26 protein-coding genes, 1 tRNA gene, 1 pseudogene and 2 riboswitches are annotated in these 24600 nt (G+C 64.8%); of the genes and pseudogenes, 13 read left to right on the top strand and 15 right to left on the bottom strand.

Features of this window, described 5'->3' with window-relative positions; all coding sequences use genetic code 11:
* Positions 1 to 84 precede the first annotated feature (84 nt).
* The 5 genes and pseudogenes from ACVILL_RS38630 to ACVILL_RS38610 all read right to left on the bottom strand — a co-directional run bounded on the left by ACVILL_RS38630 (position 85) and on the right by ACVILL_RS38610 (position 6618).
* A pseudogene (locus tag ACVILL_RS38630) lies at positions 85 to 1750 on the bottom strand (ABC transporter ATP-binding protein).
* Positions 1747 to 2634, bottom strand: coding sequence for an ABC transporter permease (locus ACVILL_RS38625; RefSeq protein ID WP_456733824.1), 888 nt, complete (start codon positions 2632 to 2634; stop codon positions 1747 to 1749). The pseudogene ACVILL_RS38630 and the gene ACVILL_RS38625 overlap by 4 nt, the downstream one beginning before the upstream one ends.
* 3 nt (positions 2635 to 2637) lie before the next feature.
* A complete protein-coding gene (locus tag ACVILL_RS38620) occupies positions 2638 to 3579 on the bottom strand; it encodes an ABC transporter permease (RefSeq protein ID WP_456733823.1) in 942 nt (313 codons plus the stop codon).
* A 159-nt stretch (positions 3580 to 3738) separates the two neighbouring features.
* Entirely contained in the window at positions 3739 to 5100 is a 1362-nt protein-coding gene (locus ACVILL_RS38615; protein ID WP_456733822.1) for a D-amino acid dehydrogenase, read from the bottom strand.
* A gap of 70 nt (positions 5101 to 5170) precedes the next feature.
* A riboswitch (glycine riboswitch) is annotated at positions 5171 to 5286 on the bottom strand.
* Positions 5287 to 5289: 3 nt separating this feature from the next.
* Positions 5290 to 5396: riboswitch (glycine riboswitch) on the bottom strand.
* A 91-nt stretch (positions 5397 to 5487) separates the two neighbouring features.
* Entirely contained in the window at positions 5488 to 6618 is a 1131-nt protein-coding gene (locus tag ACVILL_RS38610) for a M20/M25/M40 family metallo-hydrolase (protein WP_456733821.1), read from the bottom strand.
* Positions 6619 to 6883: 265 nt separating this feature from the next.
* On the opposite strand from ACVILL_RS38610, the gene ACVILL_RS38605 reads away from it, so the two are divergent.
* Positions 6884 to 8482, top strand: a complete 1599-nt coding sequence (locus tag ACVILL_RS38605) for an ABC transporter substrate-binding protein (protein ID WP_456733820.1) — start codon at positions 6884 to 6886, stop codon at positions 8480 to 8482.
* A gap of 289 nt (positions 8483 to 8771) precedes the next feature.
* On the opposite strand, the gene ACVILL_RS38600 is transcribed toward ACVILL_RS38605, so the two are convergent.
* Together ACVILL_RS38600 and ACVILL_RS38595 are read right to left on the bottom strand one after the other, a co-directional pair.
* Complete coding sequence (locus tag ACVILL_RS38600; RefSeq protein ID WP_456733819.1) at positions 8772 to 9056, bottom strand: hypothetical protein; 285 nt, start codon at positions 9054 to 9056, stop codon at positions 8772 to 8774.
* A 516-nt stretch (positions 9057 to 9572) separates the two neighbouring features.
* Positions 9573 to 9659: transfer RNA gene (locus ACVILL_RS38595), tRNA-Leu, on the bottom strand.
* Between the two features lie 224 nt (positions 9660 to 9883).
* Between ACVILL_RS38595 and ACVILL_RS38590 the strand changes: the two genes are divergently transcribed.
* The gene (locus ACVILL_RS38590; protein ID WP_456733818.1) at positions 9884 to 10318 is read left to right on the top strand and encodes a twin-arginine translocation pathway signal; all 435 of its coding nucleotides are present in this window, start codon (positions 9884 to 9886) and stop codon (positions 10316 to 10318) included.
* A 55-nt stretch (positions 10319 to 10373) separates the two neighbouring features.
* On the opposite strand, the gene ACVILL_RS38585 is transcribed toward ACVILL_RS38590, so the two are convergent.
* On the bottom strand, positions 10374 to 11576 hold the full coding sequence (locus ACVILL_RS38585) for an FAD-dependent monooxygenase (protein ID WP_456733817.1): 1203 nt from the start codon (positions 11574 to 11576) through the stop codon (positions 10374 to 10376).
* 7 nt (positions 11577 to 11583) lie between these two features.
* Complete coding sequence (locus ACVILL_RS38580; protein WP_456733816.1) at positions 11584 to 11829, bottom strand: zinc-finger domain-containing protein; 246 nt, start codon at positions 11827 to 11829, stop codon at positions 11584 to 11586.
* A gap of 235 nt (positions 11830 to 12064) precedes the next feature.
* Between ACVILL_RS38580 and ACVILL_RS38575 the strand changes: the two genes are divergently transcribed.
* Together ACVILL_RS38575 and ACVILL_RS38570 are read left to right on the top strand one after the other, a co-directional pair.
* Positions 12065 to 13198, top strand: a complete 1134-nt coding sequence (locus ACVILL_RS38575; protein ID WP_456733815.1) for a hypothetical protein — start codon at positions 12065 to 12067, stop codon at positions 13196 to 13198.
* A 69-nt stretch (positions 13199 to 13267) separates the two neighbouring features.
* Entirely contained in the window at positions 13268 to 14020 is a 753-nt protein-coding gene (locus tag ACVILL_RS38570) for an alpha/beta fold hydrolase (protein ID WP_456733814.1), read from the top strand.
* A 10-nt stretch (positions 14021 to 14030) separates the two neighbouring features.
* On the opposite strand, the gene ACVILL_RS38565 is transcribed toward ACVILL_RS38570, so the two are convergent.
* Entirely contained in the window at positions 14031 to 15389 is a 1359-nt protein-coding gene (locus tag ACVILL_RS38565; RefSeq protein ID WP_456734459.1) for a hypothetical protein, read from the bottom strand.
* Positions 15390 to 15613: 224 nt separating this feature from the next.
* On the opposite strand from ACVILL_RS38565, the gene cysE reads away from it, so the two are divergent.
* On the top strand, positions 15614 to 16441 hold the full coding sequence (gene cysE, locus ACVILL_RS38560) for a serine O-acetyltransferase (RefSeq protein ID WP_456733813.1): 828 nt from the start codon (positions 15614 to 15616) through the stop codon (positions 16439 to 16441).
* A 162-nt stretch (positions 16442 to 16603) separates the two neighbouring features.
* The gene (locus ACVILL_RS38555) at positions 16604 to 16816 is read left to right on the top strand and encodes a DUF3126 family protein (RefSeq protein WP_024582483.1); all 213 of its coding nucleotides are present in this window, start codon (positions 16604 to 16606) and stop codon (positions 16814 to 16816) included.
* A gap of 75 nt (positions 16817 to 16891) precedes the next feature.
* Here ACVILL_RS38555 and ACVILL_RS38550 read toward each other — a convergent pair whose 3' ends face one another.
* Positions 16892 to 17602 (bottom strand): hypothetical protein, encoded by a 711-nt coding sequence (locus ACVILL_RS38550; RefSeq protein WP_456734458.1) that lies wholly within the window; start codon positions 17600 to 17602, stop codon positions 16892 to 16894.
* A 219-nt stretch (positions 17603 to 17821) separates the two neighbouring features.
* Here ACVILL_RS38550 and ACVILL_RS38545 point away from each other — a divergent pair, with 219 nt between their 5' ends.
* Together ACVILL_RS38545 and ACVILL_RS38540 are read left to right on the top strand one after the other, a co-directional pair.
* Positions 17822 to 18151, top strand: a complete 330-nt coding sequence (locus tag ACVILL_RS38545) for a DUF6949 family protein (RefSeq protein WP_456733812.1) — start codon at positions 17822 to 17824, stop codon at positions 18149 to 18151.
* Between the two features lie 192 nt (positions 18152 to 18343).
* Complete coding sequence (locus tag ACVILL_RS38540; protein ID WP_456733811.1) at positions 18344 to 18874, top strand: gamma carbonic anhydrase family protein; 531 nt, start codon at positions 18344 to 18346, stop codon at positions 18872 to 18874.
* Positions 18875 to 18878: 4 nt separating this feature from the next.
* Here the strand turns inward: ACVILL_RS38540 and ACVILL_RS38535 are convergent, their stop codons facing one another.
* The gene (locus ACVILL_RS38535; protein ID WP_456733810.1) at positions 18879 to 19136 is read right to left on the bottom strand and encodes a hypothetical protein; all 258 of its coding nucleotides are present in this window, start codon (positions 19134 to 19136) and stop codon (positions 18879 to 18881) included.
* An 86-nt stretch (positions 19137 to 19222) separates the two neighbouring features.
* Here ACVILL_RS38535 and ACVILL_RS38530 point away from each other — a divergent pair, with 86 nt between their 5' ends.
* The 3 genes from ACVILL_RS38530 (at position 19223) to ACVILL_RS38520 (ending at position 20544) form a co-directional block, all read left to right on the top strand.
* Entirely contained in the window at positions 19223 to 19537 is a 315-nt protein-coding gene (locus tag ACVILL_RS38530) for a hypothetical protein (protein ID WP_456733809.1), read from the top strand.
* 156 nt (positions 19538 to 19693) lie between these two features.
* Positions 19694 to 20182 (top strand): hypothetical protein, encoded by a 489-nt coding sequence (locus tag ACVILL_RS38525; protein WP_456733808.1) that lies wholly within the window; start codon positions 19694 to 19696, stop codon positions 20180 to 20182.
* A gap of 212 nt (positions 20183 to 20394) precedes the next feature.
* Positions 20395 to 20544: a hypothetical protein gene (locus tag ACVILL_RS38520; protein WP_456733807.1), complete on the top strand. Its 150-nt coding sequence runs from the start codon at positions 20395 to 20397 to the stop codon at positions 20542 to 20544.
* A gap of 515 nt (positions 20545 to 21059) precedes the next feature.
* On the opposite strand, the gene ACVILL_RS38515 is transcribed toward ACVILL_RS38520, so the two are convergent.
* The 3 genes from ACVILL_RS38515 to ACVILL_RS38505 form a co-directional block, all read right to left on the bottom strand.
* Positions 21060 to 21551 (bottom strand): hypothetical protein, encoded by a 492-nt coding sequence (locus ACVILL_RS38515; protein ID WP_456733806.1) that lies wholly within the window; start codon positions 21549 to 21551, stop codon positions 21060 to 21062.
* Positions 21552 to 21689: 138 nt separating this feature from the next.
* Positions 21690 to 22220: a bifunctional 3-hydroxydecanoyl-ACP dehydratase/trans-2-decenoyl-ACP isomerase gene (gene fabA / locus ACVILL_RS38510; RefSeq protein WP_456733805.1), complete on the bottom strand. Its 531-nt coding sequence runs from the start codon at positions 22218 to 22220 to the stop codon at positions 21690 to 21692.
* 33 nt (positions 22221 to 22253) lie between these two features.
* Positions 22254 to 22883 (bottom strand): TetR/AcrR family transcriptional regulator, encoded by a 630-nt coding sequence (locus tag ACVILL_RS38505; RefSeq protein WP_456733804.1) that lies wholly within the window; start codon positions 22881 to 22883, stop codon positions 22254 to 22256.
* A gap of 101 nt (positions 22884 to 22984) precedes the next feature.
* Between ACVILL_RS38505 and ACVILL_RS38500 the strand changes: the two genes are divergently transcribed.
* Positions 22985 to 23395 (top strand): hypothetical protein, encoded by a 411-nt coding sequence (locus ACVILL_RS38500; RefSeq protein WP_456733803.1) that lies wholly within the window; start codon positions 22985 to 22987, stop codon positions 23393 to 23395.
* Positions 23379 to 24479, top strand: coding sequence for a class I SAM-dependent methyltransferase (locus tag ACVILL_RS38495; protein WP_456733802.1), 1101 nt, complete (start codon positions 23379 to 23381; stop codon positions 24477 to 24479). Before ACVILL_RS38500 ends, ACVILL_RS38495 begins: the two co-directional genes overlap by 17 nt.
* The last annotated feature ends 121 nt before the right edge of the window (positions 24480 to 24600 follow it).

The raw sequence follows: 24600 nt of genomic DNA, 5'->3' as shown, positions 1-24600 counted from the left end.
AAGCGTGTCGTCGCGCCAAGCGCAAGCCGGGGAGCACCAGCGGATTTGCATGCCCTGTGGGCGTAAAGGCTTAAGGCAAAAGACCTAGGCCGTCGCCCCAATGCCTTCCGAAACGGGGCGGAAGTTGGCGAAGTCCCAGCCGCGGCCGGGTGCCGCATCGAGCAGCGCGCGGGTATAGGCCTGCTGCGGATTGGTCAGCACCTCGGCGGCCGGTCCCTGTTCCACGACGCGGCCATGCTGCATCACGGCGACGTCGTCGCAGATCTGTGCGGCGACGCGCAAATCATGCGTGATGAACAACAGCGCGATGCCGAGCCGCCGCTGGATTTCGTCGAGCAGATCCAGAACTTGCGCCTGCACGGAGACGTCGAGCGCGGACACGGCCTCGTCCGCGACCAGCACGTCGGGATCGAGCGCCAGCGCGCGCGCGATCGCGATGCGCTGGCGCTGGCCGCCGGAGAACTGGTGCGGATAGCGCGAGATCGCGTCGGGCGGCAAATGGACGAGCTCGAGCAGCTCGCGGGCCCGCGCCAGCGCTTCCTTGCGCGGCATGCCGTAGTTGATCGGACCTTCCGCGATGCTCTCGCCGACGGTGACGCGCGGATTGAGCGAGCGGTAGGGGTCCTGGAAGATGATCTGGATCTTCTGGCGGTGCGGCTGCAACAGCCGCCGCGACAAATCCGAGATCTCGCGGCCGGCGAGCCGCACGCCACCCGAGGTCGGATCGATCAGGCGGACGATGCAGCGCGCCACCGTCGATTTGCCGGAACCGCTCTCGCCGACGATGCCGAGCGTGCGGCCCTTGCGCAGCGTGAGCGTGACGTTGCTGGCGGCGGCGACCTCGCGGGCTTTGCCGTACAGCGATCGCTCCCGGTAGACCTTGCTGAGCTCGTTGGCTTCGAGCACCACCGGCTCGGTCGTCTCCGGACGCGGCGCGCGCGGCACCAGGCTCGGCACCGAGGACAAGAGGTTGCGGGTGTAGTCCATCTTGGGAGTGCGCAGCACGTCCTGCAGCGGGCCGGCTTCGACCAGCCGGCCCATGCCGCATCACCGCGACGCGGTCGGCGATCTCGGCCACCACGCCCATGTCGTGGGTGATGAAGAGAACAGCGGTGCCGTGGTCGCGCTGCAGGTCGCGGATCAGGGTGAGGATCTGCTTCTGGGTGGTGACGTCGAGCGCCGTGGTCGGCTCGTCCGCGATCAGCAGCTTCGGTTCCAGCACCAGCGCCATCGCGATCATGATGCGCTGCCGCTGTCCGCCGGAGAGGCGGTGCGGGTAGGAGGAGAAGATGCGCTCCACGTCCGGCAGCCGCACATGCTCCATCATCGCCAGGATCTTCCGGCGCCGCGCACGGGCGTCGAGATCGGTATGGGCGCGCAGCACCTCGTCGATCTGGCGGCCGACCGGCACCACCGGATTGAGCGCGGTCATCGGTTCCTGGAAGATCATCGCCATCCGCGTCGCGCGGAGCTGGCGCAGCCGCCGGTCGCTGGCGGTGAGCAGTTCCTCGCCGACCAGCTTGACGCTGCCGCCCGACGGCACCAGCGTGCCCTTCTGCTGCAGCCCCATCACAGTGAGCGAGGTCACCGATTTGCCGGAGCCGCTCTCGCCGACCAGGCACAGCGTTTCGCTCTCGCGCACCTGCAGCGACAGGTCGTCGATGATGCGATGCGCATCGGTCTTGCGGCCGAGGCCGACGACGAGATTGTTGATGTCGAGGACGACGTTGGAAGAGTTGGTTGCGGTCACTTGCCCTCACGCTGCTTCATGCGGGGATCGAGCGCGTCGCGCGCGGCGTCGCCGATCAGATTGACGCTGAGAATGGCGATCGAGAGCAGCAGCCCCGGCCAGAAGATCAGCGACGGCTTGACCTGGAAGTAGGCGCGGCCCTCGGCCATGATGTTGCCCCAGGTCGGCGTTTCCGGCGAGATGCCGGCGCCGAGGAACGACAGGATCGCCTCGGTCAGGATCGCGGAGGCGCAGACGTAGGTTCCTTGCACGATCAGCGGTGCGATCGTGTTCGGCATCAAATGCCGCCACATGATCTTCGGCAGGCTGGTGCCGAGCGAGATCGCGGCCTCGACATACGGTTCCTCGCGCGCCGTCAGCACCACCGAGCGCACCAGCCGCGCCACGCGCGGGATCTCGGGGATGGTGATCGCGACCATCACGGTCCAGATGCTGGCGCCCGACAGCGACACCACGGCGATCGCGAGCAGGATGGCGGGGATCGCCATCAACCCGTCCATCACGCGCATCAACACCGCATCGACCCAGCGGAAGAAGCCGGCGACGAGGCCGATCAGGAGACCGATGGCGATCGAGCAGACGGCGGCGCCGAGCCCGATCACCAGCGAGATCCGCGCGCCGTAGATGATGCGCGACAACAGGTCGCGTCCATAGGCGTCGGTGCCAAGCAGGTACTGCGTGCTCGACGGTTTCAGCCGCTGCGCCGGCGTCAGCAGCAACGGATCGTGTGGCGCGAGCAGCGGCGCGAAGATCGCCATCAGGATGATGAGGGCGAGGCAGATCGTCGCAACCGCGATGATCGGCGTCGAGGTCAGGAAGCCGAACTTGACGCGGAACGGCCGGGTGACGGGGATGGAGGATTCGGGGAGGGTATCGATCGCCATCGCTTAGTACCGGATACGAGGATCGAGCAGGGTGTAAGCAACGTCGATCAACAGATTGACGCCGACATAGATGCCCGACGTCAAAAGGATCATCGCCTGGATCACCGGATAATCGCGCGCCAGCACCGCATCGACGGTGAGGCGGCCGATGCCGGGCAGGTTGAATACGCTCTCGGTGACGACGACGCCGGAGATCAGCAACGCGAAACCGGAACCGATCACGGTGATGACCGGAACCGCGGCGTTGCGCAGCGCATGGCGCAGCAGCACGCCGGTCTCGCCGATGCCCTTCGCGCGCGCGGTACGCACGTAATCCTCACCCAGCACGTCGAGCATCGAGGCGCGCGTCATGCGGGCGATCAGCGCGACATAGATGAAGGAGAGGGTGCAGGTCGGCAGGATGATGCGTTCGAAGAACGGGCCGAATCCGGCCGAGATGCTCTTGAAGCCCTGCACAGGGACCCAGCGCAGGTCGATCGCAAAGATCTGGATCAGCACATAGCCGATCACGAATACCGGTACCGAGAAGCCGAGCACCGAAAGACCCATAACGAAGCGGTCGATCCAGGTACCGTGCTTCCACGCCGCGATCACGCCGAGCGGCACCGCAACCAGGATCGAGAGGATGATGGTGGCCAGCGCGACCGAAATCGACGGCTCGAGGCGCGGGCCGATCATCTCGAGGATCGGCTTGTTCGAGATCAGGGAGACGCCGAGGTCGCCGTGCAGCAGCTTGGCGACCCAGGTGTAGAACTGGATGTAGATCGGCTCGTTGAGACCAAGCGAGGTCCTGATGCGTTCGAGCTGTTCGGGCGTCGCATTGTCACCGGCGAGAATCGCGGCGGGGTCGCCCGGCGTCAGCCGCAGCAACAGGAATACGAACAGGGCCACCACGCCCATCACGGGAATGGCGGCGAGGATGCGGCGAAGCAGATATCCGAGCAAATTGGATCCGTTGGGTTGTGGCCGATGAAGTCCCCAGCGGGACCGTTGCACACCGGACCGTAGCACAGATGGTAGCGGACACACGGTAGAACTTCAGCAAGTCCCATGCCATCGGTGCTGCGGTTTTTGCGGTGCAGCTAATCAGTCCTGATGGTGCGATTATTCCTCCAATGACGTTCGAAGCAGTCCACTGGAAGGTGGATTGCTTTCAGCTTTGCGAGATTTCGCGGGCACGCGGTCGAGCCCAACACCAAGTGTCGGCGCCATCGACGGCGCATCGAGGTCGCGCCAGTCGTCGATCGCCCCTGCGACCATCTGCGCCGTCGCGGCCGACAGCGTCCAGCCGAGATGGCCGTGGCCGGTGTTGTAGAACACGCCCGGAGTCCCTCCGGCGCGAACCACCGGCATCATGTTCGGCATCATCGGGCGCAGGCCTGCCCAGGGCACCACTTTCGACGTATCGATGCCGGGGAAATGATGCCGCACCCAGTCCACCAGCGGCTGGATGCGGTCGGCCCTGATATCGCGGTTGAAGCCGTTGAACTCGGCGGTGCCTGCGACGCGGAAGCGGTCGGCGCCGAGCCGGCTGGTCACGATCTTCGCGGCTTCGTCGAGCAGGCTGACGGTCGGCGCGGCATCCCGGCTTTGCGGTGCATCGAGCTGCACCGTGATCGAATAGCCCTTCACCGGATAGACGTTGACGCGATCGTTGAGCAGGGCGGCGAAGTGGCGGCTCGCCACGCCGGCGCAAATCACGATGCCGTCCGCCTGCAACTCGTGCCGCGTCGCGACGCCGGCATCGTGCGAAGCAGCTTCGGTCCAGCCGATGCGGAAGCCGTCATCGCCGCGCGCGATCGTATCGACGTCAGCCTCGTGGACGAAGGCCGCGCCGCGGCGGACGCAGGCGTCGGCGAGGCCGCGCGTGAACTTGTGGATATCGCCGGTCGCGTCCGACGGCGTGAAGAAGCCGCCATAGCAGGTCGTCTGCAGCGCGGGTTCGATCGTGCGGATTTCGTCCGGCGTGACCGGCCGGCGGTCGAGCCCGCCCTGTTGCAGCAGCGTGTTGACGCGCAGGCCGGCGTCGAAGCCCGCCTTGTCGTGATAGACGTGCAGGATGCCGCGGCGTTCGAGATCGAAGGCGATATTCTCGCGCTGTGCGATCGAGAACAGATGCTTGCGCGCTTCGATTGCGAGTTTCGTGGTCTCGATGGTGTTGGCGCGGTAGCGCGCGATGCCACCGACGAACTCGCCGATCCAGGAATATTTGTGCCAGCTCGGCTTCGGATTCATCAGCAGCGGCGCGTCGCTGCGGAGCATCCAGCGCAGTCCCTTGAGAATGGTCGCGGCGCTGTTCCAGACTTCCGCGTTGCTGGCGGAAAGCTGTCCGCCATTGGCGAACGAGGTTTCCATTGCGGCGTAGCGATGCCTGTCGAGGACAGTCACGCGGTAGCCGCGTTCGAGCAGGGCATAGGCCGTCGTCACGCCGGTGATGCCGGCGCCAATGATCGCAATGTGAGGCATAATGGTCTTCAGGCTCCCGTGTTGTTAGAGTCGCCGAAGCGCCGGTGAAAACCGGCCGTTTCGACGCCCCATCTGTCACGGTACCTGAGAGCTTGATCCGCATCGGGCCTACGCCCGGAAGCGAACTATCCCCTTCGGTGGACGTCACGGCCCTTGATGTGCGGCCATGCTCGTCTCTCTCCAGATCGTCCTGACGATACGGTCCTTTTGCCTGAGAGTTTCCGGGGCGGTTGCTCCGTCGGCGCCGAAGCCGACAACACGAATGTTGTCGCTCCGATCTCTCCCGCATCGTCGCGTTGGACGGCCGGACCGTAGGCGAAGCCTCAAAATTGGACAAGGCTAAATTTCGATCCGGCAGTGCCAACGTGTTGTGCAGCGCAATCGATGTCAATCCAGCGTCGCGAGCAACGCCGCCATCAGGCGGCCGCGCTCGGCGAGGCTGTCGACCTCGATATGCTCGTTGAGCGTATGCGCATCGGCGCCGCGAACGCCGAGGCCGTCGAGTGTGGGGATGCCCATCGCGCCGGTGAAGTTGCCGTCCGATCCGCCGCCGGCGCTGCCATGCGGCAGATCGAGGCCCATCGCCGCCGCGAGGCCTTTTGCCTTTTCATACAGCGCCATGGTGCCGGCATCCGGCTCCCACACCGGGCGCGTGACGCCGCGCGTCACCTTGAATGTCACGTCGTTGGCGGTGCCCGATAGCGCCAGCATGCGCTCGACGCCGCGGTCGAGATCGGCCTGGCGCTTGGCCATGCTGAGGGCTTCGCCGGTGCACGTCGTGGCGACGCAATTGACCCATTGGCCGCCATGCACGATGCCGACCGAGAAGGTGCAGTCCTCGGTGGTCATGCCGTCAATGGCAATGATTTGCCGCGCCATTTCGCGGATCGCGGAGCGGCCTGACGACAGCGTTGCGCCGGCATGGCTCGGCTTGCCGGTGGCTTCCAGATTGAAGCGCGCGATCGCATAGCGGCCGGTGACGACACCGTTGTTCGGCCGGCCGGGCTCCGGCACCAGCACGTATTTGTTGCGCGCGGCTTCCGCCTCGATGATGTCGCGGGTCGACGGCGTGCCGACCTCTTCATCGGGCGTGAACAGCACGGTGATCGGCAGCGGCGTCGTGAAGGCGGCGCGCGCCAACTGCCGGATCGCCTCGATCGACAGATAGTTGCCGCCCTTCATGTCGAAGATGCCGGGCCCGAAGCACTTGTTGCCTTCGCGCCGCCACTTCAGTTTCTCGATGGTGCCGACCGGATGCACGGTGTCGAGGTGGCCGGCGATCAAAATGCCGGGCTGGCCCTGCTTCGGATGCGGAAAGCGGGCGCGGACGCAGCCTGCGAAACCCTGGCGGCCGGCGATGCGTTCGATCGTCGCACCCATGATCGCCATCTCGCGCGCGGCGAGATCGAGCATGCGCTCGACCGCGGCCGCGTCCCATGTCGGGCTCTCGCATTCCACCCAGCTGCGCAGACCCTGCAGCATCGCTTCGGAATCAAAGGGGAGATTGGCTGGGTTCATCGTTTTTCTCTCTTGTTGTTCTGACCGCGCCGGCTTCGGGCGGTGCTCACGAAAATCTCAGTCGACGATTTTGTAAAGCCAAAATCTGGCGCGGCGCCTCATTCGTTTGTGTACGTGCGATGCAGCCCGAAACCGATTGACGCGCTTTGCGCTTGGTGCAAGTCTCGATTTCACAAGCCATACAGCATGTTAGTTCGCCTAAATAACGAACGGCATGCATAACGAATAAGCCGGCTTTGACCAGTTACACGTCAGGAGAGATTGCATGTTCCCTATCTCGCGTTGGAAGCGCCGCACGCTAGCGGCCGCGTTAACGGCGTTTGCGCTGTCTTTTGCGCCGCCGGCGATGGCCGCGGGCAAGACCATCACCGCGGTGATGCATTCGGATCTGCGCGTCATCGATCCGATCATGACCACGGCCTACATCACCCGCGATCATGGCTACATGATCTATGACACGCTGCTGGCGACGGATGCCAACTTCAAGATCCAGCCGCAGATGGCGGACTGGAAGGTCTCCGACGACAAGCTGACCTATACGTTCACGCTGCGCGACGGCCTGAAGTGGCACGACGGGACGCCGGTCACCGCGGAAGACTGCGTCGCCTCGCTGCAGCGCTGGGGCAAGGTCGACGGCATGGGCCAGAAGCTGATGGACTTCGTCGCGAGCCTGGAGGCGACCGACGCCAAGACCATCACGATGAAGCTGAAGGAGCCTTACGGCCTCGTGCTGGAATCGATCGGCAAGCCGTCGTCGCGCGTGCCGTTCATGATGCCGAAGCGTCTTGCCGAGACGCCGCCGGACAAGCCGATCCCGGAACAGATCGGCTCCGGGCCGTTCAAATTCGTCCAGGCGGAATTCCAGCCGGGTGTGAAGGCAGTTTATGAGAAGAACAAGGACTATGTGCCGCGCAAGGAGCCGGCGAGCTGGACCGCGGGCGGCAAGGTCGTCAAGGTCGATCGCGTCGAGTGGGTCACGATGGCCGACGCGCAGACCGCGGTGAACGCGCTGCAGTCCGGCGACATCGACTTCATGGAGAACCTTCCGTTCGACATGCTTCCGGTGCTCGAGGCCAATCCGGATCTCAAGATCGACGTCCTCAACAAGTTCGGCTTCCAGACCCTCGGTCGCATGAACTTCCTCTATCCGCCGTTCGACAATCCGAAGGTGCGCCGGGCTGCGTTCATGGCGATGAACCAGAAGGACGTGCTCGACGCGCTGGTCGGCAATGCCAAGTACCAGAAGATTTGCGGTGCGTTCTTTGTGTGCGGAACGCCGCTGGAGACCGACGTCGGCGCCGAAACGCTGGTGAAGGGGAACGGCATGGCCGAAGCCAAGAAGGCGCTCGCCGCGTCCGGCTATGACGGCACCCCCGTCGTGATCATGGCGCCGGGCGATGTGACAACCCTGAAGGCCCAGCCGGTTGTGGCTGCGCAGCAGTTGCGCGAGGCCGGCTTCAAGGTCGACCTGCAGGCCACCGACTGGCAGACCGTGGTGACCCACCGCGCCAGCCAGAAGTCGCCGAAGGAAGGCGGCTGGAACATGTTCTTCACCAACTGGGTTGCGGCCGACGTCTCCGATCCGATCGTCAACGCCTCGATCACGGGGCGCGGCAAGAACGGCGGCTGGTTCGGCTGGGCCGAAGACCCGAAGATCGAGGAACTGCGTGACAAGTTCGCGCGCGCTGCCACGGCCGAGGACAAGAAGAAGATCGCAGCCGAGATCCAGACCGAGGCCTACGATCAGGTGATCTACATTCCGCTCGGCCAGTACACGATTCCGAGTGCGTGGCGGAAGTCGCTGACCGGTGTGCTCGACGGCCCGGCGACGCCGATCTTCTGGAACATCGACAAGTCCGAGTAAGCTTGCGGCTTGACGCAAAACAAAATGGCCGGGATTTGTCCCGGCCATTTTTATTTTCGCTGTCGCTCGTCAGGTGTGACTGTCGCGGAGCTGTTCGAGCCCGCCGTGAAGCGGCGGCCCGCTTTGCGGCGCGCTCTGCGGCGGGGAGGGGCGGTCCCCGTGCGGATTCTCGCGCTGATCGCGTTGGTCGGTCGTGCGTTGCGCGGATGGACAGTCGTTCGGCATCGTCATGCTCCAATTTGCGGCATGACAACAAGGATGCAGTCGACTGGTTCCGGGACGGCCGCCGCTAATCCGCGTGGCCTGGTCTTGCGCTGTTCGAGCTTGACAGGCTGGTGAGCTGCGTCTGTCCGACACTGGCGCTGTTCATCCAGACCGCCGCGCCGGCCGCAAGCGCCAGCAATCCGTACAGCATGATCGCGCCGCGGATCCAGCGCCGGTAGATCGCGCGCTCGTCGGGCGTCGCGTCACGGAATTTCTGCGCGTTGAGTCCGTTGCTGCAATGAGCCGCGTCGTCGCCGTGCTCGGGAATCGACGCACCGTGATCGCGCGCCTCGTCGCTTGCAATCGACATTGCCGGTCTCTCCGACCAAATTGATTTCAAAATGCGACGGCCGCAAAATGTGCGGCCGGAAATTTCCAACGCGGGAAGACTACACCGTGTGGCGGTCACGGCGTGTGAAGCCAGTCACAGCCGCAAAACACGATGAGGTGATGCGGGCATCGCGATACCGCGCGGGTCTGCTCAGGCCGTGGGTGGCGTGGCGGCTCGCGTCGTCGCGTCCTCAAGTCGGGGGCGATCGAATTCGGCAACGAAGCCATCCCCTGCACAGTCCGGAATCTCTCGCCCCTGGGCGCCTGCATCGAGGTCAACTCGCCGCTGTGGTTTCCCGACCGCTTCGTGCTCGCCGTCGACGGCGAGCGGCACACGAGCCGGGTGATCTGGAAGCGGGAAAGGCGGATCGGACTGGGGTTCGACTGACGCACCGCGCTGTCGCCCCTTGGGCTTCGGCGCGGCAGCCTTCGCTCACTTCGCTCCGATGGGGTCTTACTGGCTTGCCGAGCCGTAGCTCGCAAAGCGAGCGAAGGCTGGTGCGGGCGGTGGGACTCGAACCCACACGACGTTGCCATCGAGGGATTTTAAGTCCCTTGCGTCTACCAGTTCCGCCACGTCCGCGTTGCGCAAGGCGCGCCGATTTCTAGCGCGTTTGGAGGCCGAGTGGAATTGCCATTATCCGCTGCTAACAGATGCGCTTTCAAAGGCTTAAGCGGCTGCCCGCAAATCCATTTGCCTCTCCGGCCGAGCGTTGGGATAAGCAGCGCGCCGCCGCGATTGAGCCTCAATCCGGACACCGGCGGCTGCTTTAGGCAATCTCAACACTGTCTGATTAAGAAAGCTGAATGTCTGTTCGTTTCCCACGCCGCCCAAACCTGTTGCGCGCGGCAGCCGTTCTCGTGCTGCTTGCCTCGGCTGCGGGCGTTTCCGGCTGCGCGCAGATCGGCGATACCGTGCCGTCGGCGTTCGCCGATCCCGCCAAATACGATCTGTATGATTGCAAGCAGCTCGAGACCGAGCGCACGGGCCTCAAGGCCCGAGCGGCGGATCAGGAAAAATTGATGGCCAAGGCGGAGACCGGCGTCGGCGGTACCGTGGTCTCCGAGATGGTCTATCGCAACGAGCTGATCTCGATCCATTCGCAGCAGAAGCTTGCCGATGAGGCCTGGCGCAAAGGCAAGTGCCATGAGAGCCCGCCGGACACCCCTGCGGCCGCAGCACCCACAGCTCCGACGCCGGCGGCGAAGGGCCCGCGCGCGCCGCGAGGTCTCGTGCACTGAACAGGTATTTCGGGTGACGCGAATCGCTGTTCGCGCATGCGCGTTCGGCCGAATCTCAGACGCGCCAGTCGTAGATCCAGTCCTGCCGCGCCAGCATGCGCTCTGGGCCGATGGCGCGGATCGCGAGATCGCGCGCGATCGCCGCGGCGCCCCCCAGATGATAGATGCGGCCCTGCTGCCGCGCCATGCGCTGCACCTTGAGCACGCGCGCGCGCCGCATTTTTGCGTAGCGCTTCAGCGCGGCGGGAATGCCTGCGGTGTTTTCTCCGGTGCAGTCGCTCAACGCCTTGGCGAGCACGGCCGCATCCTCGATCGCCATGCCGGCGCCTTGCGCGGCAAACGGCAGCATAGCATGCGCGGCATCGCCGAGCAGCGTCACCGCGCCTTCGCTCCAGCGGCCGATGTCGGGCAGGGTGAACAGCGCCCATTTGCGCCAGCCGTCGACCGCACCGATCAGCATTCGCGCCGTCGCGGGCCAGCGCGCCGTGGCGAACGCGCCCTTGATCTCATTGATGTCGCCGGGCGCGCTCCAGCCCGGCCGGTTCCAGGTGCCTGACACGATCGCGACCACGTTGATCTGGCGTCCGGCCGAGATCGGATAGGCGACGAGATGGGCGTCCGGTCCCATCCAGAGCTGCACGCGCGGCGCGGTGTATTCGCGCGGCAAAGCGGTTGCGTCGAGCGTGCCGCGCCAGGCGATCAGGCCGGAGAATTGCGGCTGCACATCCGGAAACAGATGCCCGCGCACCGACGACCAGATACCGTCGGCGCCGATCAGCGCAACCGCCAATTCCTCCTGCCGGGCATTGCCGCGGCGCTGCACGACCGTGAGGCCCTTGGCGTGCTTGGTCACGTCCTCGAACTGGCAGCCGAGCCGCAGATCGATGTCGGGATGGTCGTTGACGGCGGCCTGCAGCGCGGCCTGCAGATCGGCGCGGTGGATCACCCAATAGGGCGCGCCGGCGCGGAACTCGGCCGCCTGGCCGAGCGGCATTCGCGCGATCTCGCCACCGGCCCGCGCGCTCAGGATGTTGACGGACTCGGGCGTGACCGCGCGCCGCGCAAGCGGTTCCTTGAGCCCGAGCTCGACCAGGATGCGGCTGGCATTGGGCGAGAGCTGGATGCCGGCGCCGGCTTCCTCGAGCCGTTCGGCCTTCTCCAGCACGACGACGCGAAAGCCTTGTGCCGCCAGTGTCAGCGACGCCGTCAGTCCCCCGATTCCGGCGCCGGCAACGATGACGGTTCGCGTCAGCGCCACGGAGCGGTCAGGCGACCTTGTCTTTCAGCACGCATTCCGGCGGCCGCGCTTCGCCGGCGGCGAGGTCGGACGCGAAGCGATACAGCGTCGAGCAGTACGGGCTGATGATCTCGTTGTCGTTGCCGAGGTCGAGGAACACGTGCGGGTGGTCGAACGGCGGGTTGGCGCCGACGCACATGAACTCCTGCGATCCGATTTCGATCACCGAGACACCGGAATCGTTATGGAAGTGCGGGACGACGTGGTCGGACATATTCTCACCTTGGTGGCAACGACGGGCGTACGCAATCAACAGCATGCGGCATCGCGAAATGCCGCGCACCATACTGGCGGGAACAGTTGATTCCTAGAGCCCCGATGGCTCATTTGCTCATGCAAATTCGACACAATCTTGTCGTTCCAGAGAAGCCCTCCTTTGGTCGGAGCCGTTGTGTCGCAAAAGCGGCACACTATGTCCAAGGCGAATAAAACTAGAGGTTTTGAGCTGAATGAATGGGGTGCGCCTCAGCGTTGCGGTGGCTGGCCTGGCAGTAAGTGCTGCCATGGGCGCCGCAATTTGGCCGCACGCCCGTGACGCCGGCACCGTGCTGTCGGCGCGGGACGATCCCGCCGCGCTCGCCGATATCAGGCTCAATTCCTTACTGCGCAACAACCCGGCGTTGATCGAGGACAATATCGAGACGGCGCTGGCCTCCGGAGATGCCGACCTTGCGGCGAGTTTCGTCGCGCTTGCGGCCGAGAAGAACATCGCGCTTGGTGACGACCTCACGACGCGCGTCAACGACGCCGTCGCCGAGCAATCGTCGGCGACGCATTTTGCCAAGGGCTTCGCCACCGGCCTCGTGACCGGCAATGCCGACGATGTCGCAAGCCTGTCCGGCACGGTCGCCGGCGACCTGTTCGTGTTCGGCGATATCAGGGACGTCGTGCGCGAGGGCAAGCACCTCGTGATGGGCGAGGACACCGACCAGCTGGTGCTCGGGCTTGCTGCCGCCGGGCTCGCCGTGACCGCGGCCACCTACGTGTCGGTCGGCGGTGCCGGGCCGTTGCGTGCCGGGCTGACGCTGGTCAAGGATACGCGCAAGGCTGGACGGCTGAGCGAGGGGATGATCGCATGGGCCGGACGCTCGACCCGCGAGGTCGTCGACCGGTCCGCGCTGCGCGAAGCGGTCGCGTCCGGCTCGGTGCTTCGGCCGGCGGAAACCGCGACCGCGATCCGCGCCGCATTCCGCGCCGAGAAGGCCGGCGCGCTGGTGCGTGTCGCCAAGGACGTTGGCCGCGTCGGCGAGGCGGCAGGGGTCCGGGCTGCGCGGGACACGCTCAAGGTCGCGGAGAACCCGCAGGAGATCGCGCGGGCGGCGCGCATCGCCGAGGTGAAGGGCGGCCAGACCCGCGCGATCATCAAGCTGCTCGGCCGCGGCGCGCTGCTGCTGGCAGCCGGTGCGTTCGATCTCACCATGGGGCTGTTCGGCGCGCTGCTCGCGCTGTTCGGCTTCCTGTCGTCGATCAAGGCGACCACGGAGCGGGCCACGGCGTGGTGGCTCCGGCGCAGCAAGGCGTTGCGCGTCAAGCGGCAGCTGGCTGCCCAGGCAGCGCTGGCGAGTATGCCCGCCCAGGGCTAAGCTTGCGGTCGCCTGTCGATCGCCAATCGCAAATCCCGATCCTGATCTCAAGACAAAACGGAATGGATGATGCCGAGTTTCCATCACGGCGATGTTGAAATTGCCTTTATCGACGAAGGCGCGGGCGAGCCGATCGTGCTGGTGCACGGCTTTGCCTCGAGCAAGAACGTCAACTGGATCTATCCGACCTGGGTGTCGGAACTCGTCAAGGCGGGCCGCCGCGTCATCGCGCTCGACAATCGCGGCCACGGCGAATCCGCCAAGCTCTACGATGACGCGCAGTACGAGATCGCGACCATGGCAAGCGACGTGATCGCGCTGATGGATCATCTCAAGATCGCGGGTGCCGACATCATGGGCTATTCGCTCGGCTCGCGGATGACGGCGATCCTGGCGCGGGAGCATGCCGACCGGGTGCGCTCGGCGATCCTGGGTGGCATCGGCATCGGGCTGATCGAGGGCGGCGGTCCCGGCGAGACGGTTGCGCTGGCGCTGGAGGCGCCGTCGCTCGAGGACGTCACCGATCCGGTCGGCCGCACCTTTCGCGCCTTTGCCGATCAGACCCGCTCCGACCACCGCGCGCTCGCGGCGTGCCTGCGCGGCTCGCGCCGGCTGATGACGCGCGAGGAGGCGGCCGGCATCCGCGTGCCGGTTCTGATCGCCGTCGGCAGCAAGGATGAGATCGCGGGCTCGGCGTCAGCGCTGGGCCGGATCATTCCGGGGGCGGAGGTGCTCGACATCCCGAACCGCGATCACATGCGGGCGGTCGGCGACAAGGTCTACAAGACGGGCGTCATCGACTTCCTGTCGCGGCGAAAATAGCTCGTCGGCCTCATTGTCTGTCGTCGTCGTCATTGGCCAAGGCGCGTGCGGCCGCGATCAGCACCACGAAGGTCGCGACCCATACCATGCGCGCGCCGTAGCGGTCGTGCGGCCCCGAGATCACGCCGCAGATGACGGCATTGCCGAGCAGAGCGAGCGTGACGGTGCCTGCCAGCAGCGCGAGGTCGTCGAGCCTCCGTTGCCACAGCCCGCGGCCGAACAGGAGCGCGACCAGCAGCATCGAGGCCAGCGCGACCGGCACGTGGATGCGGTTGATTGCGGTGAAGTCGAGGTGCCAGCGTTGCTGCCGCGCGGCGCGCATCGGCGCGACCTGCTTCGGAATATAGCGCTCGATGATCCCATAGGTATGCGGGATCCAGCCATTGGTGCCTTCGCCGGTCGCGACATGCATCAGCTGGTCGGCGGTTGCGGTCAGCGCCGCCTCGGCCTGCCATGCCGGATATTCGGCGAGCGAACGCTTCACGATATAGCCCATCTCGTCGTTCAGCCCCTGGAAGCGGCCGAGCGTGTTGAACATGCTGTGGCCCCACAGGAAGTCGTCGGCGGTCGGCGGCAACTCGTTGCGATAGGGGCAGAGCTTCAGATTCTCCTTCGCGCAATGGTCGCGCAGATATTGCGTGACGATGCCATCCTGCAGGATGCGGCCGAACGCGACGCCGATGCCGCCGGGCGTCCAGGCCAGCTGCCCGGAAAGCGCGAAGTTCGCCGCCAGCAGCATCGAGGCGCCGGCGACGATGGTCAGGCTGCCCTGCGCGAGGCCCGCGAGCGGGATGCGCCGGCCGAGCCACGGACGCAGCATCCAGCCGACGCAGCACAGGCCAAACAGCACCCCGAGCGTCGCGCTGTGCGTGGCGGCGGAGAACGCGATGAAGCCGAACAGCACCGCCTTCTCCAGCGCCGAGATCCGTTCGCCGTGCAGGACAAGGATGAAGACCGCGAGCACCGCAAGGCCGGCAAAGATGTCGGTCAGCAACATGCTCGCGAGCCAGGGCAGCGCGGTGGTCGCGATCAGCACGAGGCTGATTGCGATCAGCCGGACCGGGCGGGCGAGGTCGAGCACGCGCAGCGTCAGCTGCAGGATCCACAATGTAGCCAGGGTCTGGATGCCGAGGTTGAGCCAGAAGCCGGATGTCTCGCCGGCATGGAGGTAGATGCCGAACACCGTGGATCGGCTCGGCACCAGATAGCCCTCGTACCAGCGGGCGAGATAGCCGCCGGTATCCCACTGGAGCAGCGGATAGCCGTTCCAGAAGGCAGGGGCGAGCAGGAGGAGGGGGATGGCAATGGTGGCGACCCAGACCGATCGCGCGTCGGTCAGGCGGGCACGTAAACTCCAGCTATTGATGATGTTTCCCCCTTTTTATTGGGGCTGACCATGCCCAAAACCACACCGGCGACGAAATCCGCCAATAGTTGCAGAAGCACGGCTTGATTTCGGCAAAATCCCGACCAATTCCCCTAGACGCCGGTCCGGGACGTTCGGGTGGGGTTTACTGTACCGAGCCTTCCCGGGACGCGCTGGGTCCATCGTGCTATAACGCACATCAGAACAACCGAATTGCGAGAGCAGCTATGGCAGTTCATCAGGTCAATCCGCAGGGGGGCAAGCTGGCGGCGCTCGATCCGATCTGGGATCGAATTCGCGGCGAGGCGGAAGACATTTTGCGACGCGAGCCGGAGCTCGCATCCTTCATCTATGCGACCGTGCTGCATCACGAACGCCTGGAAGATTCGGTGGTTCATCGCATTGCCGAGCGGCTCGATCACGCCGCGCTGTCGGGCGATCTGATCCGCCAGACCTATGGCGAGGCGCTGCGCGATGACCCCGATATCGGCAACGCGTTCCGCGCCGACCTCGTCGCCGTCTATGACCGCGATCCCGCGACCTCGCGCTTCATCGATCCCTTGCTCTACTTCAAGGGCTTCCACGCACTGCAGACCCATCGTCTCGCGCACTGGCTGCATCAGAAGGGCCGCAAGGATTTCGCCTTCTACCTGCAGAGCCGCTCGTCGGCGGTGTTCCAGACCGACATCAACCCGGCCGCCAGGATCGGCCGCGGCATCTTCCTCGATCACGCCACCGGTTTCGTCTGCGGCGAGACCGCGGTCATCGACGATGACGTCTCGATCCTGCATGGCGTCACGCTCGGCGGCACCGGCAAGGAGAACGAGGATCGCCATCCGAAGATCCGTCACGGCGTGCTGATCGGCGCCGGCGCCAAGATCCTCGGCAATATCGAGATCGGTCACTGCGCGCGCATCGCGGCGGGCTCCGTCGTGGTCAAGCCGGTGCCGCACAACGTCACGGTCGCGGGCGTGCCGGCGAAAATCGTCGGTGAGGCCGGCTGTGCCGAGCCGTCACGCACCATGGACCAGATGCTCAACGCGATCGGGCTTTGATTTCATTCGCTTTCCGATCGCTGCGCTTTTTTTGCAAATAAGACGCCCAGACAAGAGTCGTGTGCGCAACATCACGTCGCCAAAGCCTGAAAAGGCTCTGGCGATCTCGGCCGTCTCGTCCTAAAACTCCCCCGAAAATCATCGACCCGATTGGAGACGGCCGTGGACGTTCAGGAAGTCAGGAAGCTCGACGCGTATCTGAAGCGCGTGTTCAGCAATCCCAAGATCCGCGTGGTGCCGCGGCCCAAGAAGGACGACTCGGCCGAAGTCTATATCGGCGAGGAGTTCATCGGCGTGCTGTTCGTCGACGACGAGGACGATGATCGCTCGTTCCAGTTCCAGATGGCCATCCTGGAAGAAGATCTGAGCGAGTAAGGCTGAACAGCCGGCCGATAAGACGTCATTGCGGGGAACCCGCGACCGGAAAGTCGCTCCGCCGCAATGACGGCACTACCCCTTCGCGCCGTGCATCTGCGCGGAGAGGCGGTTCATCGCGGTGGCGATGTCACGCCATTGCGCAAGCCAGCCGCGCGGAAAGCGGAAGGTCAGGTCGGCGCCCTCGATGCGCTGTTCGCTCAGGCACATGCCTGGCGTCATGGTGTCGCGCGTGCAGCGCGCGATCAGCTGCGGCTCTGCCGCGCTGAACAAGTCCTCGCCGCCATAGGGCGTGCCGTCGCGGAACGCGCGTGCCGTCAAGCCGTCATCGCTGGTCGCGCGCTCATCGAGATAGCGCGGATAGATCGTGCGCACGCGCATGTCCGGCGCGAGTGAATCGTGGTGGGCCGCGATCGACACGAAAATCCTGTCGATCGGCTGTACCTTGTCCTCGACCGTATCAGCGCTGTAATGCTTCGGCGCGGCAGGCGCTTGCAGCGACGGGTAGAGGAAATTCAGATCGACGCGTTCCTGCGGCCCGGAATGGCGCTGGATCTTCATGCGCACGGCCATGGTCGGCACGTTGAACAGCGTGCCGCCGACGCTCACCGGCAGCCGCGACGGATCGCTCGGCGGGAAGGTGGTATAGGTCGGCCACAACAGATAGGCGACGGTTGACACCGCGCCGGCCGCGATGATCGCCGACAGGACGATCGGAACGAGATGCGCGCGCGGATTGCGCCGGGTGTCGCGGGCGAGATGCTGGGCCGTCGAGAGAAGCGTCATGAACGAGGCAAAGACCAGGTCGGGAGTGGCCGAATCACCTGCCGAATATGCCACGAGGCGAGCAATTTCCGTACGATTCCAAGGGAATCCCTGACCGATTGGCCATGCGCAAATGCCGCGCCAGGGAAGCCCGGTTAACCTTTCCTTAAGGATGATGTGGCGGCCGGCCGCCAATTCTGCGAAGCAGGGCGAGTGGCCTGTTGCGTAGCGGAAGTTCCGATGTCGCCCGATACCTTGAATTCCCTGTTCTCGCTCCTGATTGGTTTCGCGTTCGCCGGCGCACTGGCCAACGGCTATCAGGCGATGGCGGAGCGCCCGGCCGGCTTCGGCCTGCTGCAAGAGGGCGTGGCGCCGAAGACCTTCGCCGCGGTGCCGTTCCTCGTCTTTGCCGCGCCGTTCATCATCATGCGCAACACGCTGCGCGGCGCGCGCATCGAGCGCCGCCGGTTCGAGTTCGTGATGATGGCAACGGTGATCTCCGGCTTCTGGAGCCTGATGTCGGGCACCTTCTTCATGATGACGCTGCGCGCAGCGGGCGTGCTCGCCTGATCCCGTCGTGATCCGCGGCCGATCAATGGCCGCGCTTGCTTGAAACCATGTCGGCCGCTGTGCCAAGGTCTCCGCAGATCAGCGCTGCTGTCCTGGTTGAATCAGGACCGAAGCTCTGGATTCTTGTTTCGAGGCGTTTTCTTCACGCGAACCGGTGTCCACTTCGCTCGAAAACGCTCCAGGGAGACCTCAATGGCGATCTACGAACTCGATGGGCAGAAGCCCGATCTTCCCGCTGACGGCAGCTACTTCATCGCCGACAATGCCGTTGTGATCGGCAAGGTCCGCCTCAAGTCCGCGGCGAGCGTCTGGTTCGGCGCTGTGCTGCGCGGCGACAATGAGTGGATCGAGATCGGCGAGGGCTCCAACGTCCAGGACAATTCGACCCTGCATGTCGATCCCGGTTTTCCCCTGACCATCGGCGACAACGTCACCATCGGCCACAACGCGATCGTGCACGGCTGCACGCTGGAAGACGGCGTGCTGATCGGGATGGGATCGATCGTGATGAACGGCGCGCGCATCAGGCGCGGCAGCGTCGTCGGTGCAGGCTCCGTCATCACCGAGGGCAAGGAGTTTCCGGAAAATTCCCTGATCATCGGTGCGCCGGCGCGCGTGGTGCGCACGCTTGACGCCGCGCAGGCGGAGGCGCTGTCGCGGCCCGCGAAGTCCTACGCGATCAGGGGCCCGCAGTACAAAGCCGGACTGAAGAAGATCGGCTGAAACTTCAGCCCTTCTTCCGTCCGCGCTTGCGCGCAGCTTTCGGCGCTGCGGCGGGGTGATCTGTTGTATCCTGCTGCCTGGTTGCCTGCTGAAGTCTTGCGCTCTTGCGCAGCGCATCCTTCAGGTCGATCGGAATACCGTGCTTCCTCAGCAGGTCGGCGAAGGCCTCGTCCGCGAGCTCCTGCAAGGTCGCCATCCGGTCGCGACCAAGCTGCTTCAGCTTGTCGAACGTGTCGTCGTCAAACTCGATCAGCTTGCGCAAATTGCATTGCTCCCAACCTGTATTGCTCCCTTGCCTGCGGGAACGGGCATTTTGCGGATTCGTTGATGTCCGCAAGGAGAAATGCCATGCGCAAATTATCCGCCACCGTCGCGTCAGCGACAATCGCAATCCTGCTGGCGCCCTCGATTACCGTCGCCCAAGGTACTGGAAGCGGCACTGGGACCGGTAGCCCTTCGCCGGCCAGTCCGACATCTCCGCAAGTCACGTCACCGCCACCCGGCACCAACAGTGCCGGCACCGCCCAATCCTCCGGCCGACCGAACACCGGTGAGGGCGTCACCACCGGCTCGGCGTCGACGACCGAGAGTGTCGACAAGGCCATCGCCGACGAGAACAAGAAAGTCGATCGCCGGACCAAAGGCATCTGCCGCGGCTGTTAACCCTCGACCGCTGCGCCTTTGATGAACGTGGGTCGCGCAGAAGTGAGCGCGACATAGGCCCGCACTCGGAGCCGCGATCCTAGATTCAGTTAGCATGCGCGGGACGCGGCGGTGGAGGCTTGAAGCGAAGAGCCTTGAAAGAAGGAGTAACGGGTGATGTTGCGTAAAACGATGATTGCCTTGCTGGCGACGGCCTCGGTCGGTCTGCTCACGGTCGACGCTGCGTCGGCGCGCGGGGGCTTCGGCGGGGGCGGCTTCCACGGGGGCGGCTTCCACGGTGGCGGTGGCTTCCACGGCGGCGGCTTCCATGGCGGTGCGTTCCGGGCCATGGGCGGTGGTGGCGGCTGGGCCGGCGGCGGTTGGCGCGGCGGCGGCTGGCGCGGTGGAGGCTGGCATGGTGGCGGCTGGGGCTATCGGCGCGGCTGGGGCTATCCATTCGCTGCCGCAGCAGTCGGCTTCGGCCTGGGTTACGGCGCAGGCTACGGCGCCTACGACTACTATGACGGCTACGGTGGCGATCCATACTACGCCGGTTACGGCTACGACGATGGCTATGGCTATGGTTATGGCGGCTGCTACGTCGTGCGCCGCGGCGTGATGACGCCGTATGGCTGGCGCGTCCGGCGCGTGCAGGTTTGCAACTGAGCCATCCGCTGAAGCATGGCCGGTCCATTCGATCGCCATGCTGATGGTCTTGGGATGATCGGCGCGGCCGGCGTTTCGGAGCCCGGCCAACGCGTTGGTTGTCGCGTACTGGTATGCAGCTTGCACCGTCTGGCAGCAGTCTGTGCGTGAGCGCGTCGCGAACACAAATGGCCCGGCTGCGATTGGAGCCGGGCCTTTAGGGGATCTCAGAGATGCTGACCATTCCTGATCTGACAATGCTGTTCATGGTTGTTGTTGCGAGCCTTGCCGTTGCGTTGATCTACATGCTGCATGAGCTCGAGCCGAAGCTTGCACGGCTGCGGCTGCGAGGTGATCGCAGCTTGCGCGATCGCTCCGGCTAGCTAGAGCATGATCCGGAAAAGTGGAAACCGGTTTTCCGGAAAGATCATGCTCGAACAAAGAGATGAGATCGTGATGCGTTTCCGTGGAAACGCATTACGATCTAGGCCGGCAGACGCCGTCGCTGCGGCCTCGGCCGCAGCGATGCTGCGCCGTTGGATTTCACCGCGCCGGGCTTTCGCTGAGGTCCACGGAGCCGGCCTTCCCTGGCGGGCAGTCCCGAGGAGGGAATTGCGGACCCCAAAAAACAAGGCCGTCGACGTAGTATACCGTCAACGACCTTGCCAGCCCCGGATATTGAAATCGGCTCACGCCATCCGGTCATTTAAGGATGACTCGGATTCCTATGCCGATATGTGAACCAGTTCACAAAGTCCGGATTAATTCACGGTAGCGGTCACTGACACGAGACGGCCGAGGCCGGTCTGGAGCCCGGAATGTTCCACGTGAGGTTGCTGATCTTGTTCGGGATTTGGCGCATTTTTATGGCTGGCGGATCGCCCGGCACTGGCCGCCGTCAGCCGCGCGATCCGCGGCGCTTCCGGTTGGCACTGCGGGTGGCCTTCGAGCGCTTGCGTGGCGCCGGTTCGGCGGCCGGCTCGTTGGCCTGCGCGCTCGCCAGCGACTGGCGCAGACCTTCGACCTGTTCGGTCAGCGCGGCGACCTGATCAGAGAGCTTCTTGGCGTCGGCCTGCTGCGCGGCAAACTGCTTGCGCACGGTCTGCAACTGGTCCTGCACCTCCTGCAACTGGTCGATGGACTCCTGCTGGGTCACCTCCATCCCCTTGGTCTTTTCCACCAGGGCCTCGGAGACTTGCGCGGTCCGCGCCTGCAACTGACGGGCGGCGACCATCCGGTCGGTCTCCGGCACATTGCCGCTGAAGGCGCGCCACAGAGCGATCGAGCCGATCCCGAACAGCACGAGCACCAGCGCCACGGCGCCGATCGCGATCGGCTGCACGCCAATCAGGCTGCTGGTTTGTGCATTCCGGGGGGCAAGTTCGACCATGCGACCAGAACCGGACATCAATTGAAAGGTTCCGAATAGCACAACCTCGGCACGGGAAAAACCCGCCGATTCAAGCGGGGGGTCTGTAAAATTCGCCGCAAGTGCAACGGCTTTTACCCCAAAACAAGGCCGTCCGGCTCAGCGCGCGGGCGCGATCAGGCCGACCCTCATGTCCTTCGCAAGGTAGACACAGGCGCCGTCGGCGAGCACGCGGCCGTCGGCGATGCCGAGCACCAGCCGGCCGCGCCTGACCTGGCGCATGTCGACCTCATAGCGCACAAGCCTGACGTCCGGCGTGATGTGACCTCTGAACTTGACTTCGCCGACCCCGAGCGCCCGGCCTTTGCCCGGCGAGCCCGACCAGCCGAGCCAGAAGCCGATGATCTGCCACATCGCGTCGAGCCCAAGGCAGCCGGGCATCACGGCGTCGCCGGCAAAGTGACAGGCGAAGAACCAGTGGTCCGGCGCGATGTCGAGCTCACCAGCGACGTGGCCCTTGCCGAAGGCACCGCCCGCGGCGCTGATTTCGGTGATGCGATCCATCATCAGCATCGGCGGCGCCGGCAGCTGCGCATTGCCCGGGCCGAAATAGTCGCCCTCGCTCGATCGCAGCAGATCCGGCTTGCTGTAGGACGCCTGCGGCGTGTGAAAATCGTGCGGATTGAACAAGATGGCCACCGACCTTGGGGTTAAGGTTGAACATCAGGTGCGGCTGCGCCGCGGGGCTTTTGACGTGACGGACGGGGTGTCGGCAGGCAGCCGCAGCGCCGCGGCCATGAAGGCCCAGATGTCGTCGGTGAGATCGGCTGGATCGGGCCGCTGTCCGCCCGCCAGCGCACCGATCAACGCCTGGCGGATGCCGCCGATCATCATCGCGATGGTGAGGTCAGGATCGATGTCCGTGGCGACGATCCCGTCGCGTCGCGCGGCCTCGAGCATCCGGGCCCCGGCCGCGAGCTGCCTTGCGGTGAAGGCGGTCTCGACATCCAGCACCTCGGGCGCCCGGCTCAGCGGGCCGATCACGAGCGGCGCAAACGGATGCTCGTAGTGAAACGCGACATAGGCGCCGATCCGGGCCTTCTCCCGCGCCGCCCAACTCGTTGCCGGCAGCGTGGCGCCGCCGAATGCCGCCTGGTCGAGCCGCTCGTAAAACTCCTCGACGACTGCCGCGATCAGGCCGGCCTTCGATCCGAAATGGTGGTAGGCGAGCCCGACCGAGGCCCGCGCCCGTCTGGCGACGTCCTGCATCTCGAGATGCCCGCACCCCTCGATCAGTTCGTCCCGGGCTGCGGCGAGCAGCCTTTCCCGCGTTCCTGGACCGGCAACGGTCATTGTCCATCCGGCTCTTGAATTGAATTCAATTCAATCGCGCAGATGCTACGATGTGTCAAGCGGGGCGGCTCAAGCCGGGGCGATTGGTTGGGTGGGCGGGCATGGCGTTTGCGATCAAGACCGGGATCTCCGATTCCCGGGCGAAAGCGTTCGCCTTCAAGGCGCAGAAGACCATGTATGGCGGCAAACTGATCGCCGCCGGTGACGTCGTGTTCGTGTTTGCGAGCGAGAACGAGGGCAGCAAGGGCATGATCGCCCGTGCGGTCGTCACCGCGGCCGAGGCGGTGCCGCGCAAGGTCGGAATCGCCAGGCAAACGCCGCGTGTCAGCATCGTGGTCAGGCGCATGGTGTCGGCGAGGCGTCCGCTCGGGCGCGACCAGCTCAAGCACTTCAAGGACTGGGACGACGGCCGGCCCGAGACCGAGCTCAACTCCAAGTTCTATCGCCAGGCCACCAACAAGATCGTCGGCATCACGGACGAGACGGCGGCCTTTCTTGAGCGCTTCTTCTGAGGTTGCGATCGCAGCTCTCACTCGGTCGCACGAGTTCGCGATATGTCGATGCATTCGCCGGCCGCTTGCCGGCCTTGATCATCTTCATCCGCTAAGGATTGTGCCGTGGTGTGGTACGCAATGGCCGTGCCGGGGCGTTTCCGCGGTCCCGTTGCGAACGCCTGGTCGCAGTGCTAGCTGTCTCTCCAAGGAGAGACGTATGCGTGACAACGAGCAGACGGCCAACCACTACACGAAGCAGTGGTCGAGCGATCTGAACTTCAGGACGTTCGTTCAGCAGAATGCTGAAGCGGCGAAGGCAATGCCGAGCCGACAACTGCCTTGGGCCGAACTGTTCGAGCGCATTCGCAAGCAGGCGTCGGAGCGCAAGACGTCGGTCTACGATGCTGCTTGCGGATTTGGTGATATCCTGAATCAACTCGCGGCAACCCCGGTCCCTGCAAGGCTCGAATATGTCGGTGCCGATATTCACGGTGCGCTTGATACGATCGAACGATACGGGATTGCGACTCTGCTCAGACATGACATCACGCGCGAACTGCCGACACGGCAGCCGTTCGACTTTGTCATCTGCCGTGCGGCGATCCATCACACGTCGGATCCGCGCGCGACATTCGATACGTTGGTGCGGCAACTCGCACCCGGCGGCACCATCGCCATTACCGCCTACGCCAAGAAGGCGCCGATGCGTGAGGCCGTCGATGACGCCTTGCGGGCAGCGATCATTCCGATGTCGAACGACGAGGCGTTTGCGACCGCGAACCAGCTGACGGCGCTTGGGCGGGATCTGCAGCGCACCAAGGGCCAGATCACGATCGAGCACGATTTGCCGTTCCTTGGCATCAAGGCAGGCAGCTATGACGTCCAGACCTTCATCTACAATCATTTCATCAAGTGTTGGCACAATCCGGCGTTCTCCGAACAGCACTGCGATCTGGTGAACTTCGACTGGTACCACCCGCCCTTCGCGTTCCGGTACGAACGGGATGAGTTGCGTGAGTGGGCAGCCTCCTGCGGACTCGAGATTGTCAAAGAGGCCTCGACCGAGGCGCAGCACTACATGGAATGCCGCTCGCCGCGGTAGGCCAGACCCGGTCCACACGAAATCATTTGTCGGGCCTTTCGTGCCCGCAAAAAGGGTTGCGGCCAGGCTTTGGGGGAAGCCTGGCCGCGCGCGAACCGGTCTGGGACGGGGAGGGGTGGGG

The sequence above is a fragment of the Bradyrhizobium sp. USDA 3364 genome, from assembly GCF_054056355.1.
This window is presented reverse-complemented; position numbering and strand designations above follow the sequence as displayed.

Bases quoted from the DNA above. Each gene is read 5' to 3' on its own strand.
- ACVILL_RS38540 (WP_456733811.1), top strand. From the start codon at position 18,344: ATGGCGATCTACGAACTCGATGGGCAGAAGCCCGATCTTCCCGCTGAC.
- ACVILL_RS38600 (WP_456733819.1), bottom strand. From the start codon at position 9,056: ATGTCGATTGCAAGCGACGAGGCGCGCGATCACGGTGCGTCGATTCCC.
- ACVILL_RS38550 (WP_456734458.1), bottom strand. From the start codon at position 17,602: ATGACGCTTCTCTCGACGGCCCAGCATCTCGCCCGCGACACCCGGCGC.
- ACVILL_RS38605 (WP_456733820.1), top strand. From the start codon at position 6,884: ATGTTCCCTATCTCGCGTTGGAAGCGCCGCACGCTAGCGGCCGCGTTA.
- ACVILL_RS38625 (WP_456733824.1), bottom strand. From the start codon at position 2,634: ATGGCGATCGATACCCTCCCCGAATCCTCCATCCCCGTCACCCGGCCG.
- ACVILL_RS38530 (WP_456733809.1), top strand. From the start codon at position 19,223: ATGCGCAAATTATCCGCCACCGTCGCGTCAGCGACAATCGCAATCCTG.
- ACVILL_RS38575 (WP_456733815.1), top strand. From the start codon at position 12,065: ATGAATGGGGTGCGCCTCAGCGTTGCGGTGGCTGGCCTGGCAGTAAGT.
- ACVILL_RS38610 (WP_456733821.1), bottom strand. From the start codon at position 6,618: ATGAACCCAGCCAATCTCCCCTTTGATTCCGAAGCGATGCTGCAGGGT.
- ACVILL_RS38505 (WP_456733804.1), bottom strand. From the start codon at position 22,883: ATGACCGTTGCCGGTCCAGGAACGCGGGAAAGGCTGCTCGCCGCAGCC.
- ACVILL_RS38545 (WP_456733812.1), top strand. From the start codon at position 17,822: ATGTCGCCCGATACCTTGAATTCCCTGTTCTCGCTCCTGATTGGTTTC.
- ACVILL_RS38590 (WP_456733818.1), top strand. From the start codon at position 9,884: ATGTCTGTTCGTTTCCCACGCCGCCCAAACCTGTTGCGCGCGGCAGCC.
- ACVILL_RS38570 (WP_456733814.1), top strand. From the start codon at position 13,268: ATGCCGAGTTTCCATCACGGCGATGTTGAAATTGCCTTTATCGACGAA.
- ACVILL_RS38520 (WP_456733807.1), top strand. From the start codon at position 20,395: ATGCTGACCATTCCTGATCTGACAATGCTGTTCATGGTTGTTGTTGCG.
- cysE (WP_456733813.1), top strand. From the start codon at position 15,614: ATGGCAGTTCATCAGGTCAATCCGCAGGGGGGCAAGCTGGCGGCGCTC.
- ACVILL_RS38500 (WP_456733803.1), top strand. From the start codon at position 22,985: ATGGCGTTTGCGATCAAGACCGGGATCTCCGATTCCCGGGCGAAAGCG.
- ACVILL_RS38515 (WP_456733806.1), bottom strand. From the start codon at position 21,551: ATGGTCGAACTTGCCCCCCGGAATGCACAAACCAGCAGCCTGATTGGC.
- ACVILL_RS38615 (WP_456733822.1), bottom strand. From the start codon at position 5,100: ATGCCTCACATTGCGATCATTGGCGCCGGCATCACCGGCGTGACGACG.
- ACVILL_RS38525 (WP_456733808.1), top strand. From the start codon at position 19,694: ATGTTGCGTAAAACGATGATTGCCTTGCTGGCGACGGCCTCGGTCGGT.
- ACVILL_RS38580 (WP_456733816.1), bottom strand. From the start codon at position 11,829: ATGTCCGACCACGTCGTCCCGCACTTCCATAACGATTCCGGTGTCTCG.